Raw genomic sequence first — 13695 nt, 5'->3', positions numbered from 1 at the left:
CCAAGTCCGCACCAGACGGACTCGACCTTTGGGCACTCGCCGTTATATTCAGCCGCACATAGCGACGGCTGCCGCAGCGAGGCCCCTCATGTCATCGAACCGCCGAAACGTGGGCTTCAGCTTCCTGGGCTTCACGGGCGCGTTGCTGATCGGCGTCGCCTGCTTCACCGGCCCGGCCTTCGCCCAGAGCAAGCAACTGGTGGTCTTCGCCGCCGCGAGCCTGAAGAACGCGCTCGACGAGGCCACGGCCAACTGGGTCAAGGATAGCGGCAAGCCCGCGCCGAAGATCTCCTATGCGGCAAGCAATGCGCTGGCGAAGCAGCTTGAGCACGGCGCACCGGCCGATCTCTTCCTCTCGGCCGATCTCAACTGGATGGACTACGCCCAGCAGAAGAACCTGATCGTCAAGGAGAGCAGGGTCAGCCTGCTCGCCAACCGAATCGCGCTGATCGCGCCGTCCGACGCCAAGACCACGGCGACCGTGGCACCGGGCGTCGACCTCTCCGCCGCGCTCGGCCAGGGCCGGCTTGCCATGGGCAATGTCGATTCGGTGCCGGCCGGCAAATACGGCAAGGCGGCGCTAGAGAAGCTGGGCAGTTGGGACAAGGTCAAGGACAAGGTGGCGCAAGCCGACAATGTCCGCGCCGCGCTGCTCCTGGTCTCGCGCGGGGAGGCGCCGCTCGGCATCGTCTACACCACCGACGCGGCCGCCGACCCGAAGGTCAAGGTGATCGCGACCTTCCCGGAGGATACGCACCCACCGATCGTCTATCCCGTCGCCATCACCAAGGAATCGGCCAATCCCGACGCACAGGCCTTTCTGACCTGGCTGCGCGGCAACGGCGCCAAGGCCAGCTTCGAGAAGCAGGGCTTCACGGTCCTGAACAAGCCCGCTTCCTCATCGTGAGCGACTGGCTGTCCCCGGAGGAGTGGACGGCCGTCCGCCTCAGCCTGATCGTCGCCACCACCGCCATGCTGGCGAGCCTACCCTTGGGGCTCGCGATCGCCTGGCTGCTGGCGCGCGGCCGCTTCTGGGGCAAGTCGCTGCTCGACGCCGTCATCCACCTGCCGCTGATCCTGCCGCCGGTCGTCACCGGCTATCTCCTGCTGATCGGCTTTGGCCGGCGTGGGCCGATCGGCCAGTTCCTCTATGACTGGTTCGGCATCGTCCTGTCCTTCCGCTGGACGGGGGCGGCGCTGGCCTGCGCGGTGATGGGCTTTCCGCTGATGGTCCGGGCGATCCGGCTTTCGATCGAGGCGATCGACCGCAAGCTCGAGGATGCGGCCGGAACGCTCGGCGCCGGTCCGTTCTGGGTGTTCCTGACGGTGACGCTGCCGCTCGCGCTGCCCGGCATCCTCGCCGGGATGATCCTGTGCTTTGCCAAGGCCGTGGGCGAGTTCGGAGCGACCATCACTTTCGTCTCCAACATCCCCGGCGAGACGCAGACCCTGCCCTCGGCGATCTACACGTTCACGCAGGTGCCCAATGGCGATGCCGGGGCGATGCGGCTGACCCTGATCTCGATTGCGATCTCGGTCGCGGCGCTGTTCGCTTCGGAGTTCCTGGCGCGATTGGTCGGCCGGCGGATCGCCGTCGAATGAGCGCCATTATCGAAGTTTCCGTGGCGCACCGGCTGGACGCCTTCGCGCTCGATGCGGACTTCACCTCGGACGGGCGCCTGACGGCGATGTTCGGCCGCTCCGGCTCGGGCAAGACTTCGCTGGTCAACGTGATCTCGGGCCTGATCCGGCCGCAAGCGGGCCGCGTGGTCATCGACGGGCGGGTGATGGTCGACAGCGCCGCTGGCATTTTTGTGCCGAAGCACAAGCGCCGCATCGGCTACGTATTCCAGGAAGCGCGGCTATTCCCGCATCTCTCCGTCAGGCAGAACCTGCTCTATGGCCGCTGGTTCGCGCCCAAGGCCGAGGATGGCGGCAGCACGCTCGACGACGTGCTCGACCTGCTCGGCATCGGCCATCTGCTTGAACGGCAGCCGGGCGGGCTCTCCGGCGGCGAGAAGCAGCGCGTCGCGATCGGCCGGGCGCTGCTGGCCAAGCCTCGGCTGCTGCTGATGGACGAGCCGCTCGCCTCGCTGGACGAGCAACGCAAGGCCGAGATCCTGCCTTACATCGAGCGCCTGCGCGACGGCTTCGGGATCCCGATCGTCTATGTCTCGCATTCCATCGCCGAGGTGGCCCGGCTCGCCACCCATCTCGTCATCCTCGAGCAGGGCAAGGTCTCGATGAGCGGGCCGACGGCCGAATTGATGTCGCGCCCCGACGTTCCGATCCTGTCCACCTCGGCGGAGGCCGGCGCGATCCTCGAGGCGCGCGTGCTGCGCCATGAGCCGGAGCACGGCCTGACGGTCCTGGAGACCGCGGCGGGGCCTTTACAGATCGCTCGGCGCAAGGTGCCGGAAGGGACGGCGCTGCGTGTGCGCATCCTCGCCAGCGACGTGATGCTGAGCCTGAAGCCGCTCGACGGGATCAGCGCGCTCAACGTCCTGCCCGGACGGGTCTCGGCGATCGGGGCGCCTCACGGCGATGGTGGCGCGCTGGAAGTCAGGCTCGACTGCGATGGCGTCGGCCTTCTCGCCCGCCTCACCGTGAAGTCGGCCGAGCAATTGCGGCTGGTGCCCGGCAGCCCGGTCTATGCGGTGATCAAGAGCGTCTCGATCGGCACGCCGTGAGGGTTCAGGACTTCTCGCCGGGCGCGCGCACCGGAGCCTTCGGCGAGACTGCCGCACGCAGCGCAGAGATCTCCGCCGCCCCTGCCTCCAACGCCTTCGCCTCGATGGCGCGATAGTTCGCGACGATCTCGCGGCCGAGCGGCGTCAGATGCGCGCCGCCGCCCTTCGCTCCGCCAGGCTGGGCCTCGACCAGTGGTGAGCGGAAGATGCGGTTGAGATCGTCGACCAGCAGCCAGGCACGGCGATAGGACATCTTCATCGAGCGGCCGGCGGCGGAGATCGAGCCGGTCTCGCCGATCGCCTCCAGCAGCTGCACCTTGCCGGGGCCGAGGCGCCCGCCCGGCGTGAAGTCGAGCCGGAAGCTGAAGCGCATCTCGGGCAGGGACTGGTCAGCCTTCGACAAGGTCGGCCCTCCGCGGTTGCGCAGCGCTCAATAGAGCCGCGTGCGGTAGCCTTCTTCCATGGTGGCGTCGGCCTGGACGGCATCGATCGCCCTGGTCTGCTCGGCGACGATGCGGCCGAGCGTCGGGAAGCTCGCGCGCTCGACCTGCGATCCTTGCGCCCAGAGCTTCGAGCGGATCAGCGCCTTGCCGCAATGGAAGTAGGCTTCGTCGACCTCGACGATCAGGCCGAGCTTCGGCGCCTTGTCCTGCATCGCCAGGGGTTGGAGCAGAGCGGCGTCGGTGGTCATCCGCGCCCTGCCGTTGACGCGCAGGGTCTCATTGATGCCCGGCACGAAGAAGACCAGGCCGACACCGGGCGCACTCAGCACATTGCCGAGGGAATCGACCCGGTTGTTGCCACGCCGGTCGGGGATCAGCAACGTCCGTTCGTCGAGCACCTGGACGAAGCCCGGTCCGTCACCGCGCGGACTGGCATCCGCCCTGCCCTCGCTGTCGGCGCTGGCCAGCACGAGGAAGGGCGATAGCGCGATGAAATCGCGGCAAAACCGGTCGAGCCGGTCGAGCACCTTCTTCTCGGCCAGCGGGTGCACTTCGCCGACGAGCGCGCGCAGTTGGGCAGCATCATCGACAGTCGTGTCCGGCTTCTCGCTGATCGCGCTCATTTTTTGTCTCCGCAGGCATGCCAGCCGAGCCGGCGAAGCAGCCATAACATGCCTGCGAATGCTGCCGAAGCCTCACCGCACAACCTCTAGGTGATGCGCCGGACGCTGTCCGCGATCTCCTGCGGCTCGAACAGGCGTTTCCAGTCCGGCCGGAGGATCGTTTCCTTGCCGAAGACGATCGCCTTGTTGCAGGCGTCCGAGAACACACCCTGGACCTCGCCGAAGGTGACCGCCGCCAGGATGTTCATATGGCCGAGCAGGAAGTCGCGCGCCGCCTCGCGCGGCACGCCGCGGGCGATCGCCTCCTCCATCGCCTCGCGCATCGCATCGAGCAAGGTGGCGCAGACGGTTTCCGAGAGGCCGGGCTCCAGGATCGCCATCTGCTCGACGGTGACGCGGTGCGAGCGCATCACCGGCGCCCAGATCGCCCGCGCGACCTCCTCGCCGAGGGCGTAGTGCGCCTCAGGCCCCTGCATCAGCGCGTTGACGATGTGCTGCTTGGCCGCGATGCCGCCGAAATGGTCGGCCCGCGCCGCCGCCTCGGTCTCGTCGTTGAAGATCGGCGGGTGGCAGGGATGGGTGACGAAATAGGTGATGTCGGCTCGCTCGGGGAGATGGCCGGCATGCGGTGCCGCGGCGTCGAGGATGACGACGATCGTCCCGGCCGCGAGCTTCGGTACGAGGCCGGCCGCGACAACCCCGACGGCGGTATCCGGCACCGCGAGAATCACGACGTCGGCTCTCTCGATTGCCGCGTCCGGATCGACGCACTCCGCACCGAAAGCTTCGCGGATGCGATCCTGGCCCGCCGGGCTGATCTCGACATGGCGGGTCTCGAAGCGCGAGCGGGCGAGATTGCGGCCGAGGCGCATGCCCATCTTGCCGCCTGCGCCGAACAGTGCGACCACCGTCATCGTTATCCTCCGGGCTTCCGCGTCCGTTGCCGACGCTGTCCCGCCAAGCTCGCAGGGCTTTCCGCCGGAGGTCAACGCCGATTTTCCGCTGCTCGCCACCTCCCGTCGTCCGGCTGGCGCATGGCTCGTCTGCCGATCTTGCATGCAAGATGAAGCTAAAGATTGACGCCCCGGGACGATGACGGGATAGTCGCGGCCCTTGTGACGCATCCGGATCATCATGCCTCGCCCGAAGCCGTCGACCGCCCTCGAAGCCCTGCGCGTGCTCGATCTGACGCGCGTACGCGCCGGGCCGACCTGCGCCCGCATCTTCGCCGATTTCGGCGCGGACGTGATCAAGATCGAAAGCCCGCCGGGTATCGATCCGAACGAGAACATGAGCGGGCCGCGGCATGGCTACGACATGCAGAACCTGCACCGGAACAAGCGCTCGCTGACGCTCAACCTGAAGAAGGAACCGGCCAAGGCGATCCTGCGCAAGCTGATCGCCGATGCCGATCTCCTGGTCGAGAACTTCCGGCCGGATGTGAAGGAGCGGCTCGGCCTCGATTTCGAGACGCTGCATGCACTCAATCCGCGCCTGATCCTGGTCTCGATCTCGGGCTTCGGCCAGAGCGGCCCCTATCGGCTGCGCGCGGGCTTCGACCAGATCGCGCAGGGCATGGGCGGGATGATGTCGGTCACCGGCCTGCCCGGCCAGGGGCCGGTGCGCGCCGGCATCGCCGTCGCCGATTCTGCCGCCGGGCTCTATGGCGCGATCGGCGCATTGGTGGCGCTGCAGGAGCGCGCCGTCTCCGGCAAGGGACAATGGGTGCAGACCTCGCTGCTCGAAGCGCAGATCGGCATGATGGACTTTCAGGTCGCGCGCTATCTGGTCGAGGGCAAGGTGCCGCCGCAGGCTGGCAACGACCACCCCTATGCGACGCCGATGGGCGTCTATGCGACGCGCGACGGCCATATCAATCTCGGCGTCGGCGCCGAGGGGCACTGGCGCTCCTTCTGCGGCGCGCTCGGCCGGCCCGAGCTCGCGACCGATCCGCGCTATGACAATATGGAGAAGCGCTTCGCGGCGCGGCCGGAACTGCGCGCGCTGCTCGAGGAGATCATGTCGACGCAGGACAGCGCCTATTGGCTCGACGCCTGCGAGAAGGCCTCCGTGCCGGCTGGGCCGATCTATGCGGTCGATGCCGTGTTCGATGATCCGCAGGTGCAGCACCTTGGCATCGCGCAGCCGGTCCGGCATCCCAAGCTCGGCGAGATCCGCGTCGTCGGCGAGCCGGTCAGCCTGTCGCGTACGCCGTCCAGCATCGCGACGCCGACGCCGGACGCCGGCGACCACAACCTCGAAATCCTCACCGAGCTCGGCTTCGACGAGGCGGCCGTTGCCAGCCTCAAGGCCGAAGGCGCGATCTGAAAGGCATCCGATGAACGACGAAATCCTCTACGACGTCGCCGATGGCGTCGGCACGGTCACGCTCAACCGGCCGCAGGCGCGCAATGCCCTGACCTTCGCCATGTATGAAGGGCTGGCCGAGATCCTCGGCAATCCCGAGAAGCACGGCGCGCCGAAGGTTTTCGTGGTGACGGGCGCCGGCGAAAAGGCCTTTGCCGCCGGCACCGACATCTCGCAGTTCCGCGAGTTCAAGACGGCCGAGGACGCCCTCGCCTATGAGAACCGGATCGAGCGGGTGATCACCACGATCGAGAGCTGCCCGGTGCCGACGATCGCAGCGATCGCCGGCGCGGTCACCGGTGGCGGCGCGGCGATCGCCTGCGCCTGCGACCTCAGGATCGCTACGCAGTCGGCCCGCTTCGGCTTCCCGGTGGCGCGCACGCTCGGCAACTGCCTGTCGATGGCGAACTACGCCCGGCTCGCCAGCCTGCTCGGCCCGGCCCGCGTCAAGGACATCATCTTCACCGCAAGGCTGGTCGAGGCCGAGGAGGGCCATCGCATCGGCCTCTACAACGAGCTCGTCGCCGACCATGCCGCGCTGATGGCGCGGGTGAAGGAGCTGGCGGAGACGATCCGCGGCCACGCGCCGCTGACCATGCGCGCCACCAAGGAGGCGCTGCGCCGGCTCACGGCGGCGACGAGCGCTCATGTCGAAGGCGATGACCTCGTCACCCTCTGCTATACCAGCGCCGATTTCCGCGAGGGCATGGAAGCCTTCCTCGGCAAGCGCACGCCGAACTGGCAAGGCAAATGAGCGAGACCATCGGCTTCATCGGCCTCGGGCTGATGGGCGCGGGCTTCTGCAAGCGCCTGATCGCGACCGGCCGCAGCGTCGTCGGCTACGATCTCGACCCGGCCCGGCGGGCTGAAGCCGAAGCGCTCGGCGTCGTCCTCGCCGCCTCGCCTGCCGAGGTGGCCGAGGGCGCCAATCCCGTCTGCATCGCGGTGACCACCACCAAGGCGGTGCAGGCCGTGGTCAGCGGCGACGGCGGCATCCTCTCGGCGAAGCTGCAGCTAGGCGCCATCGTCATCGATTTCTCGACCACAGAGATCGGCGTGACCAAGGCGCTCGCGGCAGCGCTGGCGGAAGCCGGCATCGGCTTCATCGACGCGCCTGTCTCGGGCGGCCCGCCGGCGGCTGAGGCCGGCAAGCTCGCAATCATGGCCGGCGGCACACCGGAGGCAATCGCCGCGGTGCGGCCATTGGCGGAGAGCCTCGGTCTCTTCACCCATATGGGCGCGGTCGGCGCCGGCCAGGCGACCAAGCTGGTCAACCAGGCACTGTGCCTGACAAACTACGTGGTCGTGGCGGAATCGCTGCGGCTGGCCGAAGCCTATGGCGTCGACGCTGGCAAGATCCCGGCCGCGCTGGCACCCGGCCTCGGCAATTCGGCGGTGCTGCAGGCGATGATGCCGCGCATGGTCGCACGCGACTTCGCGCCGAAGGGCTATGCCCGGCAGGTGCTGAAGGACTTGGAAATGCTGATGGAGGCCGGGCGCGAGCAGCATCTGGCCATGCCGATGGTCGCGCAGGCGACGACGCTTTATCGGATGCTGGTCGCGCAGGGCGATAGCGAACTCGACGCGATCGCGGTGCTGAAGCTGCTGCCGGAGGTTGGGCAGCCCTCTCACTGACCTGCGATCAGGCGCTGCCCGGTTTGGCGGCCTCACCCCTCTCTTTCAGCGCCGCGACGAGCCCTGACAAGCCGTTGCGGACATGCTCGCGCAAGCGCTGGCTCGCCAGTGCGGCATCCCCGGCGGTCAGCGCCGCCAGGATCTGCTCATGCTCCTGGATCGCCATCTTCCAGCGCTTCGGCCAGAGATTCGAGGAATAGCGGGCGCGGTCGACCCGGAGCGCCAGCAACTCCCAGATCCAGAGCAGCACGGGATTGCCAGAGAGTTCGACAATGCGGCGGTGGAAGGCTTTGTTGGCCTCGAAATAGCCCGGCAGCTCGTCGCGAGTGTGATGCAGCATCATCCGGTAGTGCAGCATGCCGATCTCGGCGACGGCCTCATCGGTGGCGCGCGCTGCGGCGAGCTCGCCGGCCAAGCCCTCGATCGTCGAGACGACATCGATCAGCGCCTCGATCTCGCCGACATCGAGCTCGGCGACGACGGACGACTTGTTCGGCAGCGCGCGCAGCAAACCGTCCTGCGTCAATGTCTTGATCGCCTCGCGCACCGGCGTGCGCGAGACGCCGAGCTGGAGGCAGAGCTCGCGCTCGTTCAGCTTCGCCCCCGGCGCGAGCGCGCCCGTGACGATCAGATTACGCAATTGCGCAACCGTGCTGCCGTGCAGGGCGCCCTTGCGCCGGCCCGGCTCGGGCTGCGGAACCTTGGCGAGAAGCGCTGCGAGCGGGGTCGTGTCGGCCGGACTATCCATGACGCTCTGTATATCGCGTGGCCGCTCCGCTGTCGAAAAATTCTTGCATACAAGAATTTCGACCTCTAGAACGGAGCCGCCGGGTTGCCGGCGCCCCTTTCCGCAATCCGGACGCGTCATGCACATCGTCGACCTTTCCATGCCGATCGCGCCGCATTTCCGCTGGCCGGTGGAGCTTTCGATCAAGGGCGACATCGCGGCGGGCGACCAGTTCCGGGTCTCGAAGATCAACGGTCCCTGCCATGGCTTCTCGCATGTCGACGCCGCCGCGCATTTCGTCGCCGGAGCGCCGACGATCGAGGCGACGCCGCTCAGTAAGGTGGTCGGGCCCTGCCGAGTGCTCGATCTGAGTGCGCGCCCGGCCAATCAGCCGATCGGCCCCGAGCATCTCGCCGCCGCCGATCCCGGCGGGGCCGATGGCGAGATCCTGCTGCTGGCGACGCAGTGGAACGACCGGCGCGATTACAACGATAAGAGCTTCTGGACTGAAGCACCCTGGCTGACGCTGGAGGCGGCGCAGTGGCTGGCGCAGCGCAAGCCGAGCGCCGTCGCTTTCGACTTCCCGCAGGACTACCCGATCCGGCTCCTGCTCGAAGGCAAGGAGGTGCCAAAGCCCGAGCATGTGACGCACCATGTCCTGCTCAGCCATGGCGTCACGCTGATCGAATACGTCGTCAACACCAGCAAGCTGACGGCGCCGCGCAACCTGTTCTCGGCGGCGCCGCTGCTGATCCCGAACGCCGACGGCGCTCCTGCCCGCATCTACGCCATCGAGGGCCTGGCCGTCTGACGGCCGCCGCCCTGCCCAGCTCGAACGAAAGCGACACCAGTGAACATCGAGAACCTGTTCGCGCTGAAGCCCAGCGCGCCCGATCGCGTCATCTCCGCTGCTTTGGTCGGCGCCGGCGAGTTCGGCGCGAGCTTCATCGGCCAGGCCCGCCGCGCGCCGCATATCGAGCCGCGCGTCGTCTGCGACCTCGACATCGGCCGCGCCCGCAAGGCCGCGCTCGCCGGCGGGCTCGACGAGAGCGAGATCGTCGACTGCCATAGCGGTACCGAGGCCAAGGCGGCACTCGATCGCGGGCTGGTCGCGCTGATCGGCGATGCCGCCCATCTCGAAGGCCTGCCCGTCGATGTCGTCGTCGAGGCGACCGGAGACCCGGAAGGCGCGGCGATGACCGCGCTCGCCGCGATCGAGGCCGGCCGCCATCTCGTCATGGTGACCAAGGAAGCCGAATGCATCATCGGCCCGATCCTGGCGCATCGCGCCCGGCTGAAGGGCGTCGTGCATACTCCGGTCGACGGCGACCAGCCGAGCCTGCTGATCGGCCTTATCGGCTGGGCCCGCATGCTCGGGCTGCCGATTGTCGCCGCCGGCAAGTCGTCTGAATCCGATTTCGTCTGGGATTCTGAGGCCGGCACGGTCACGGCCTGGGAAAAGGCCGTTCCGGCCGCCAATTTCGCGGCGGCGTTCGGCAAGCTCGGCAACGATCCGCTCAGCCTGCTCGACGCCCGCGCCAAGCTGCCCTTCCCGCGCGCCACGGTGCCGGATCTCTGCGAGATGGGCATCGTCGCCAACCATACCGGGCTGATGCCGGACGTGGCCGCGATGCATGCACCGATCGCTCGCACCACCGAGCTGCCGAGCCTGTTCCGCCCGGCGGCCGAGGGCGGCCTGCTCTCGGGAATCGGCCGGGTCGACATGTTCAACTGCTTGCGACGGCCGGACGAGCTCTCCTTCGCCGGCGGCGTCTTCGTCATCGCCGAGACGCCTGACCTCGCCACCGGCAAGCTCTTTGCCGGCAAGGGCATCCCCTGCTCGCCGGATGGCCGCTACGTCCTGCTGCACAATCCTGTGCACCTGCTCGGGGCGGAGGCGCCGATGTCGGCGCTCTCGGCCGCCCTGCTCGGCCAGTCGACAGGCGGTGCCGAGGTCCTTCCGCGCGTCGACCTGACGGCGCGGGCGAGCCGCGATCTCGAGCCCGGCGAGACGCTGACCATGGGCTATCGCCATGTGATCGAGGGGCTGGAGCCGCAATTGACCTCCGCCCGCCCGCTCGGCCGAAACGAGCCAGTTCCCTACTACCTCACCGCCGGCCGGCCGGTGGTGCGCAAGGTCGCCCGCGGCGCGGTGGTCACCTGCGCCGACATCGCGCTCGACGAAAGCACGACCCTGATTCGCCTGCGCCGCGAGCAGGATGCGCTGTTCAACCCCGGCGCGCTTTGACTTTGCGGCAACATTCTGTATGCAGCATACAACACTCAGATAGAACTAATCGCGGCGGGCGACCGCTGAGGAAACGATCGGGAGGCAGGGGATGACGGGCGCGAGCACCGGACCGGCCGGGTACAGCCCGAACCACATCTGCCTTCCGCCGCAGCGGAGCTGAGCCATGGTGGCCAGCTCCGACCAGCGCGCCCGCTTCCTCGCCTCCGGCGCCGATGACGACCTGCCGATCATCGACGCCCACCACCATTTCTTCGACCTCGCCCGCAATTATCACCCTTGGCTGAGCGACCATCCTGTCGCCTTCCGCTATGGCGACTACAGTGCGATCAAGCGCGACTTCATGCCGGCCGATTATCGCCGCGCCACCACTGATCATCTCGTCGTCGGCAGCGTGCTGATGGAAGGCGAATGGGACCCGCGCGATCCGATCGGCGAAATGCGCTGGGCTTCCGAGGTCGCGCGCGAGCACGACCTGCCGAGTGCTGCGATCGGCCAGATCTGGCTCGATCGCGACGATGTCGGCGAGGTCGTCGCGGCCTATAGCGAGATGCCGCTGGTCCGCAGCGTCCGGCACAAGCCCAAGGCCCTACCCCGCGCGGATTATCGGCCGGATTTCGCCGCGCCGGGCTCGATGCGTGATCAAAAGTGGCGCGACGGCTATGCCCTGCTGGCGGGCGCCGGGCTCAGCTTCGACCTGCAGACGCCCTGGTGGCATCTGGGTGAGGCCGCCGAGCTCGCTCGCGATTTCCCGGATACCACCATCATCCTCAACCATGCCGGCTTGCCAGCCGATCGCGGCCCCGAGGGCCTTTCAGCCTGGCAGGCTGCGCTGGAACGGCTGGCGCGCGAGCCCAATGTCGTCGCCAAGATCTCCGGCATCGGCGTGCCCGGGCAGGCCTGGACGCTTGAGCTGCAGGCACCGGTGATCGAGGGCGTAATCTCGGCCTTCAGCGCCGAACGCTGCGCTTTTGCGAGCAATTTCCCGGTCGACAGCCTCTGCGCCTCGTTCGGCACGATCTTCGACGTGTTCAAGGCGGCGGTCAGCGAGCGGCCGGCGATCGAACGCCTCGCACTGTTCCACGACAACGCCGCGCGCTGGTACGGGCTCGCTGGCAACGGAGCGACACCATGAGATTGCGCGCCCTGCTCCTGCGCCTGACCGAGGACGTGCTGATCGCCGGCTTTGTCGTGATGATCGCGATGGTCTTCGGCAACGTCGTGCTGCGCTATGCCTTCAGCTCCGGCATCATCTCCTCGGAGGAATTGTCGCGTCTGATCTTCGTCTGGCTGACCTTCGGCGGTGCCTTCCTGGTGGCGAAGGAGGGCCAGCATCTCGGCATGACCACCGTCGTCACCATGCTCGGCCGCAATGGCCGCTGGTGGTGCCGGCTCGCAGTCGAGGCGCTCTCGCTGCTCTGCATGGGCATGTTGGTCGTCGGCTGCTGGCAGCAGGGCGTGATCAATATCGAGAACCACCAGCCGGTCACCGGGGTGCCCGTCGCGGTGACCTATCTCGCCGGGCTCGTCGGCGGCATCGGCATCGGCGCGCTCAACCTGATCGCGCTGGCGCGGCTCCTGACCGGCCGCATGCCGGATGACGAACTGGTCGTCGGGGCGGAATCGGAAGAGCTCACCGCCTTCGAGAACCAGCAGGCGGCGGAGAAGCGCTCGTGACCGTCTTCATCTTCCTGGGCTCGCTGATCGGGGCGATGGCTCTCGGCATGCCGATCGCGATGGCGCTGCTGGTCTGCGGCGTCGCGCTGATGCTGCAGCTCGGCACCTTCGACTCGCAGATCCTGGCGCAGAACCTGATCGGCGGCGCCGATTCCTTCCCGCTGATGGCGGTGCCCTTCTTCATGCTCGCCGGCGAGCTGATGAATGCCGGCGGCCTGTCGCGCCGGATCATCGCGCTGGCGGTGACGCTGGTCGGCCATGTCCGCGGCGGGCTCGGCTATGTCGCGGTGCTGGCGGCGCTGGTCATGGCGAGCATTTCCGGCTCGGCCGTCGCCGACACCGCCGCGCTCGCTGCGATCCTGCTGCCGATGATGAAGCAGGCCGGCTACAACCTGCCGCGCGCCGCCGGGCTGATCTCGGCTGGCGGCATCATCGCCCCGGTGATCCCGCCCTCGATCGGCTTCGTCGTCTTCGGCGTCGCCGCCGGCGTCTCGATCACGCGGCTGTTCATCGCCGGCATCGTGCCCGGCATCCTGATGGGCCTCGCGCTGCTGATCACCTGGTACATCGTCGCCCGCGACGAGCCGGCCGCCCGCGTCCAGAGAGCCAGTATTCGCGAGATCGGGCATGCGGTGATCGACGGGCTCTGGGCGCTCGGCCTGCCCGTCCTGATCATCGGCGGCATGAAAGCCGGCATGTTCACTCCGACGGAAGCGGCAGTGGTCGCCGCGGTCTATGCCGCCTTCGTCGGCGGCTTCATCTATCGCGAACTGAAGCTGGAGGATCTGCGCCCGGCCTTGCTCGCGGCGCTGAAGACCTCGGCGGCCGTGATGTTCCTGGTCGCGGCGGCGATGGTTTCGGCCTGGCTGATCACCATCGCCGACATTCCGGCACAGGTCTCCAGCCTGCTCGGCCCGTTGATCGACAACAAGACGCTGCTGATGCTGGCGATGATGTTCCTCGTCGTCGTCGTCGGCACGGCGCTCGATTTCATCCCGACCGTGCTGATCCTGACGCCGGTGCTGATGCCGATCGTCAAGCAGGCCGGCATCGACCCGGTCTATTTCGGCGTGATGTTCATCATCAACAACGCGATCGGCCTTCTGACCCCGCCGGTCGGCACGGTGCTGAACGTCGTCTGCGCCGTCGGCCGCATCCCGATGGACAAGGTCATTCGCGGCGTCATGCCGTTCCTGCTGGCGCAGCTCGCCGTGCTGCTGCTGCTGATCTTCGTGCCCGAAATCGTCACGGTCCCGGCGCGCTGGCTCTACGGGCGCTGACCGCG

At 67.9% G+C, this 13695-nt stretch carries 15 protein-coding genes; 11 read left to right on the top strand and 4 right to left on the bottom strand.

Features of this window, described 5'->3' with window-relative positions; translation table 11 throughout:
• The first annotated feature begins 88 nt into the window (after positions 1-88).
• Genes modA through modC form a run of 3 tightly spaced genes read left to right on the top strand, consistent with a single transcriptional unit; the run spans position 89 to position 2690 of the window.
• Positions 89-907, top strand: a complete 819-nt coding sequence (modA, locus tag CXY91_RS01295) for a molybdate ABC transporter substrate-binding protein (RefSeq protein ID WP_100958977.1) — start codon at positions 89-91, stop codon at positions 905-907.
• The gene (modB, locus tag CXY91_RS01290; protein WP_100959064.1) at positions 901-1602 is read left to right on the top strand and encodes a molybdate ABC transporter permease subunit; all 702 of its coding nucleotides are present in this window, start codon (positions 901-903) and stop codon (positions 1600-1602) included. Before modA ends, modB begins: the two co-directional genes overlap by 7 nt.
• The gene (modC, locus tag CXY91_RS01285) at positions 1599-2690 is read left to right on the top strand and encodes a molybdenum ABC transporter ATP-binding protein (protein WP_100958976.1); all 1092 of its coding nucleotides are present in this window, start codon (positions 1599-1601) and stop codon (positions 2688-2690) included. Before modB ends, modC begins: the two co-directional genes overlap by 4 nt.
• A 4-nt stretch (positions 2691-2694) precedes the next feature.
• Here the strand turns inward: modC and CXY91_RS01280 are convergent, their stop codons facing one another.
• The 3 genes from CXY91_RS01280 to CXY91_RS01270 all read right to left on the bottom strand — a co-directional run bounded on the left by CXY91_RS01280 (position 2695) and on the right by CXY91_RS01270 (position 4670).
• Positions 2695-3063, bottom strand: coding sequence for a winged helix-turn-helix domain-containing protein (locus tag CXY91_RS01280; RefSeq protein ID WP_100959063.1), 369 nt, complete (start codon positions 3061-3063; stop codon positions 2695-2697).
• A 57-nt stretch (positions 3064-3120) separates the two neighbouring features.
• Positions 3121-3756: a pyridoxamine 5'-phosphate oxidase family protein gene (locus CXY91_RS01275; RefSeq protein WP_100958975.1), complete on the bottom strand. Its 636-nt coding sequence runs from the start codon at positions 3754-3756 to the stop codon at positions 3121-3123.
• 86 nt (positions 3757-3842) lie between these two features.
• Positions 3843-4670, bottom strand: a complete 828-nt coding sequence (locus CXY91_RS01270) for a phosphogluconate dehydrogenase C-terminal domain-containing protein (RefSeq protein ID WP_100958974.1) — start codon at positions 4668-4670, stop codon at positions 3843-3845.
• Between the two features lie 220 nt (positions 4671-4890).
• On the opposite strand from CXY91_RS01270, the gene CXY91_RS01265 reads away from it, so the two are divergent.
• From CXY91_RS01265 to CXY91_RS01255, 3 genes are read left to right on the top strand one after another with little or no spacing between them, the layout of a single operon-like run.
• Positions 4891-6084 carry a CaiB/BaiF CoA transferase family protein gene (locus CXY91_RS01265; protein ID WP_100958973.1) on the top strand — a complete coding sequence of 398 codons (1194 nt, stop codon included), beginning with the start codon at positions 4891-4893 and terminating at the stop codon, positions 6082-6084.
• Positions 6085-6094: 10 nt separating this feature from the next.
• Positions 6095-6877 carry an enoyl-CoA hydratase/isomerase family protein gene (locus tag CXY91_RS01260; protein WP_091829726.1) on the top strand — a complete coding sequence of 261 codons (783 nt, stop codon included), beginning with the start codon at positions 6095-6097 and terminating at the stop codon, positions 6875-6877.
• Entirely contained in the window at positions 6874-7758 is an 885-nt protein-coding gene (locus tag CXY91_RS01255) for an NAD(P)-dependent oxidoreductase (RefSeq protein WP_100958972.1), read from the top strand. Before CXY91_RS01260 ends, CXY91_RS01255 begins: the two co-directional genes overlap by 4 nt.
• Positions 7759-7765: 7 nt before the next feature.
• Here the strand turns inward: CXY91_RS01255 and CXY91_RS01250 are convergent, their stop codons facing one another.
• On the bottom strand, positions 7766-8506 hold the full coding sequence (locus CXY91_RS01250; RefSeq protein ID WP_158673220.1) for a GntR family transcriptional regulator: 741 nt from the start codon (positions 8504-8506) through the stop codon (positions 7766-7768).
• A gap of 118 nt (positions 8507-8624) precedes the next feature.
• Between CXY91_RS01250 and CXY91_RS01245 the strand changes: the two genes are divergently transcribed.
• The 5 genes from CXY91_RS01245 (at position 8625) to CXY91_RS01225 (ending at position 13690) form a co-directional block, all read left to right on the top strand.
• The gene (locus tag CXY91_RS01245; RefSeq protein WP_100958970.1) at positions 8625-9296 is read left to right on the top strand and encodes a cyclase family protein; all 672 of its coding nucleotides are present in this window, start codon (positions 8625-8627) and stop codon (positions 9294-9296) included.
• Positions 9297-9335: 39 nt separating this feature from the next.
• The gene (locus CXY91_RS01240; protein ID WP_100958969.1) at positions 9336-10733 is read left to right on the top strand and encodes a flagellar biosynthesis protein FlgA; all 1398 of its coding nucleotides are present in this window, start codon (positions 9336-9338) and stop codon (positions 10731-10733) included.
• Positions 10734-10899: 166 nt separating this feature from the next.
• On the top strand, positions 10900-11868 hold the full coding sequence (locus CXY91_RS01235; RefSeq protein WP_100958968.1) for an amidohydrolase family protein: 969 nt from the start codon (positions 10900-10902) through the stop codon (positions 11866-11868).
• The gene (locus CXY91_RS01230; protein WP_199777325.1) at positions 11865-12410 is read left to right on the top strand and encodes a TRAP transporter small permease; all 546 of its coding nucleotides are present in this window, start codon (positions 11865-11867) and stop codon (positions 12408-12410) included. The genes CXY91_RS01235 and CXY91_RS01230 overlap by 4 nt, the downstream gene beginning before the upstream one ends.
• Positions 12407-13690, top strand: a complete 1284-nt coding sequence (locus CXY91_RS01225; protein WP_091829739.1) for a TRAP transporter large permease subunit — start codon at positions 12407-12409, stop codon at positions 13688-13690. The genes CXY91_RS01230 and CXY91_RS01225 overlap by 4 nt, the downstream gene beginning before the upstream one ends.
• Positions 13691-13695: the final 5 nt, after the last annotated feature.

The sequence above is a fragment of the Allobosea sp. FBZP-16 genome (genome assembly GCF_002831785.1).
Classification (GTDB): domain Bacteria; phylum Pseudomonadota; class Alphaproteobacteria; order Rhizobiales; family Beijerinckiaceae; genus Allobosea; species Allobosea lupini.
The sequence above is the reverse complement of the archived record's forward strand: the minus strand, read 5'-3'. Positions and strand labels throughout refer to the sequence as shown.

Coding starts and splice junctions, on each gene's coding strand:
- CXY91_RS01260 (WP_091829726.1), top strand. CDS start 6,095: ATGAACGACGAAATCCTCTACGACGTCGCCGATGGCGTCGGCACGGTC.
- CXY91_RS01265 (WP_100958973.1), top strand. CDS start 4,891: ATGCCTCGCCCGAAGCCGTCGACCGCCCTCGAAGCCCTGCGCGTGCTC.
- CXY91_RS01255 (WP_100958972.1), top strand. CDS start 6,874: ATGAGCGAGACCATCGGCTTCATCGGCCTCGGGCTGATGGGCGCGGGC.
- CXY91_RS01235 (WP_100958968.1), top strand. CDS start 10,900: ATGGTGGCCAGCTCCGACCAGCGCGCCCGCTTCCTCGCCTCCGGCGCC.
- CXY91_RS01275 (WP_100958975.1), bottom strand. CDS start 3,756: ATGAGCGCGATCAGCGAGAAGCCGGACACGACTGTCGATGATGCTGCC.
- CXY91_RS01230 (WP_199777325.1), top strand. CDS start 11,865: ATGAGATTGCGCGCCCTGCTCCTGCGCCTGACCGAGGACGTGCTGATC.
- CXY91_RS01250 (WP_158673220.1), bottom strand. CDS start 8,506: ATGGATAGTCCGGCCGACACGACCCCGCTCGCAGCGCTTCTCGCCAAG.
- modC (WP_100958976.1), top strand. CDS start 1,599: ATGAGCGCCATTATCGAAGTTTCCGTGGCGCACCGGCTGGACGCCTTC.
- modA (WP_100958977.1), top strand. CDS start 89: ATGTCATCGAACCGCCGAAACGTGGGCTTCAGCTTCCTGGGCTTCACG.
- CXY91_RS01270 (WP_100958974.1), bottom strand. CDS start 4,670: ATGACGGTGGTCGCACTGTTCGGCGCAGGCGGCAAGATGGGCATGCGC.
- CXY91_RS01280 (WP_100959063.1), bottom strand. CDS start 3,063: ATGCGCTTCAGCTTCCGGCTCGACTTCACGCCGGGCGGGCGCCTCGGC.
- CXY91_RS01245 (WP_100958970.1), top strand. CDS start 8,625: ATGCACATCGTCGACCTTTCCATGCCGATCGCGCCGCATTTCCGCTGG.